This is a genomic window from Frigidibacter oleivorans (assembly GCF_003993775.1).
GTDB lineage: Bacteria > Pseudomonadota > Alphaproteobacteria > Rhodobacterales > Rhodobacteraceae > Frigidibacter > Frigidibacter oleivorans.
On the sequence record NZ_RJRZ01000033.1, the window covers coordinates 1 to 3,392 of the forward strand.

The following is a 3,392-nucleotide window of genomic DNA, read 5'->3' on the forward strand; positions in this document are numbered from 1 at the left end:
ATCCTGATCGCGAACCGTGGAGAGATTGCGATCCGGGTTATGCGTGCGGCGAACGAGCTCGGGAAGAGGACGGTTGCCGTCTATGCCGAGGAAGACAAGCTGTCGCTGCACCGGTTCAAGGCGGACGAGGCCTACCGGATCGGCGCGGGTCTGGGTCCGGTTGCGGCCTATCTGTCGATCCCGGAAATCATCCGCGTGGCGAAGGCCAGCGGGGCGGATGCGATCCATCCGGGCTACGGGCTTCTGTCGGAGAACCCGGATTTCGTCGAGGCCTGCGACGCGGCGGGGATCGCCTTCATCGGGCCCAAGGCCGCGACGATGCGCGCGCTCGGCGACAAGGCCAGCGCCCGGCGGGTGGCGGTCGAGGCGGGGGTGCCGGTGATCCCGGCGACCGGGGTGCTGGGCGAGGACTGGGAGGCGATCCGGGCCGAGGCGGCCGAGATCGGCTATCCGCTGATGCTGAAGGCCAGCTGGGGCGGCGGCGGGCGCGGGATGCGGCCGGTCCACGGCCCGGACGAGTTGGTGGAGAAGGTCCGCGAGGGCCGGCGCGAGGCCGAGGCCGCCTTCGGCAATGGCGAGGGCTATCTGGAGAAGATGATCCTGCGCGCCCGCCATGTCGAGGTGCAGATCCTCGGCGACCGGCACGGGCAGATCTACCATCTCTACGAACGCGACTGCACCGTGCAGCGGCGCAACCAGAAGGTCGTGGAACGCGCCCCCGCCCCCTATCTGACCCCGGAGCAGCGGGCCGAGATCTGCGAGCTGGGCCGCCGGATCTGCGCCCATGTGAACTACGAATGCGCGGGCACGGTCGAGTTCCTGATGGATATGGACTCGGGCAGGTTCTACTTCATCGAGGTGAACCCGCGCGTGCAGGTCGAACATACCGTGACCGAGGAGGTCACCGGCATCGACATCGTGCAGGCGCAGATCAAGATCGCCGAGGGCAGGACGCTGGCCGAGGCGACGGGCGCGGCCAGCCAGGACGCGGTGCAGCTGTCGGGCCATGCGCTGCAATGCCGGGTGACGACCGAGGATCCGCAGAACAACTTCATCCCCGATTACGGCCGGATCACCGCCTATCGCTCGGCCACCGGCATGGGCATCCGGCTGGACGGCGGCACCGCCTATTCCGGCTCGGTGGTGACGCGCTATTACGACTCGCTGCTGGTCAAGGTCACGGCCTGGGCGCCGACGCCGCAGCAGGCGATCGCGCGGATGGACCGGGCGCTGCGCGAGTTCCGGATCCGCGGCGTCAGCACCAATATCGACTTCGTCATCAACCTGCTGAAGCACCCGACCTTCCTGAACGACACCTATACGACCAAGTTCATCGACACGACGGCGGACCTGTTCGACTTCAAGGAACGGCAGGACCGGGCGACGAAGATCCTGACCTATCTGGCCGACATCACGGTGAACGGCCATCCCGAGACCGCCGGCCGGCCGAAGCCGCCGGCCGAGGCGCGGCTGCCGAAGCCGCCCGCGGCCCGGGCCGAGCCCGCCCCCGGCACCCGCACCCTGCTGGAGACGCAGGGCCCGCAGGCGGTGGCCGACTGGCTGGCCGCGCAGCCGCAGCTGCTGCTGACCGACACCACGATGCGCGACGGGCACCAGTCGCTGCTGGCGACGCGGATGCGGTCGATCGACATGATCCGGGTGGCGCCGGCCTATGCCGCGAACCTGCCGCAGCTGTTCAGCATCGAATGCTGGGGGGGCGCCACCTTCGACGTGGCCTACCGCTTCCTGCAGGAATGCCCCTGGCAGCGGCTGCGCGACCTGCGCGCCCGGATCCCGAACGTGATGACCCAGATGCTGCTGCGCGCCTCGAACGGCGTGGGCTACACCAACTATCCCGACAATGTGGTGCAGTCCTTCGTGGCGCAGGCGGCCGAGACCGGGGTGGACGTGTTCCGCGTCTTCGACTCGCTCAACTGGGTGGAGAACATGCGCGTGGCGATGGATGCGGTGCTCGCCTCGGGCAAGCTCTGCGAGGGCACGATCTGCTATACCGGCGACATCCTCGACCCCGACCGCGCGAAATACGACCTCGCCTATTACGTCGCGATGGGCCGCGAGCTGAAGGCGGCGGGGGCGCATGTCCTCGGGCTGAAGGACATGGCGGGGCTGCTGAAGCCCGCCGCCGCCCGCGTGCTGGTCAAGGCGCTGAAGGAAGAGGTCGGCCTGCCGATCCACTTCCACACCCATGACACCGGCGGCATCGCCGGGGCCACGATCCTCGCCGCGGCCGAGGCCGGGGTGGATGCGGTCGATGCGGCGATGGACGCCTTCTCGGGCGGCACCTCGCAGCCCTGCCTGGGCTCGATCGTCGAGGCCTTGCGCCACACGGACCGCGACACCGGGCTCGACATCGCCGCGATCCGCGAGATCTCCAACTACTGGGAGGCGGTGCGCCACCAGTACCGCGCCTTCGAGAGCGGGCTGGAGGCGCCGGCCTCGGAGGTCTGGCTGCACGAGATGCCCGGGGGCCAGTTCACCAATCTCAAGGCGCAGGCCCGCAGCCTGGGGCTGGAGGATCGCTGGCACGAGGTGGCGCAGGCCTATGCCGATGTGAACCGGATGTTCGGCGACATCGTCAAGGTCACGCCCTCGTCCAAGGTGGTGGGCGACATGGCGCTGATGATGGTGGCGCAGGGGCTGAGCCGGGCGCAGGTCGAGGATCCGGCCGTGGAACTGGCCTTCCCCGACTCGGTCATCGACATGATGCGCGGCAATCTCGGCCAGCCCCCGGGCGGCTGGCCCGAGGGCATCCTGACGAAGGTGCTGAAGGGCGAGGCGCCCGCGACCGAGCGGCCGGGCAAGCATCTGCCCCCCGTCGATCTGGAGGCGGCGCGGGCGAAGGCCTCGGCCGACTGCGGGGGCGTCGCCCTCGATGACGAGGACCTGAACGGCTACCTGATGTATCCCAGGGTCTTCACCGATTACATGAAGCGCCACCAGGCCTATGGCCCGGTCCGCACCCTGCCGACCCGCGCCTTCTTCTACGGCATGGAGCCGGGCGAGGAGATCGCGGTCGAGATCGACCCCGGCAAGACGCTGGAGATCCGGCTGCAGACGGTGGGCGAGACCACGGACGAGGGCGATGCGCGGGTGTTCTTCGAACTGAACGGCCAGCCGCGGATCATCAAGGTCCCGAACCGGATGGTGAAGGCCAAGACCGCGGCCCGCCCCAAGGCGCAGGAGGGCAACCCCGCCCATGTCGGCGCGCCGATGCCGGGATCGGTGGCCTCGGTGGCGATCGCCGTGGGGCAGAAGGTCAGTGCCGGCGACCTGATGCTGACGCTGGAGGCGATGAAGATGGAAACCGGCATCCACGCCGACCGCAGCGCCACCGTCAAGGCCCTCCACGTCACCCCGGGCACCCAGGTCGA

The 3,392-nt window shown here is 69.2% G+C and carries 1 protein-coding gene; it reads left to right on the forward strand.

Annotation, left to right across the window (positions count from 1 at the left end; all coding sequences use genetic code 11):
• On the forward strand, nucleotides 1–3,392 hold a 3,392-nt coding region (locus EEY80_RS19875; protein WP_126979666.1), incomplete at both ends, for a pyruvate carboxylase.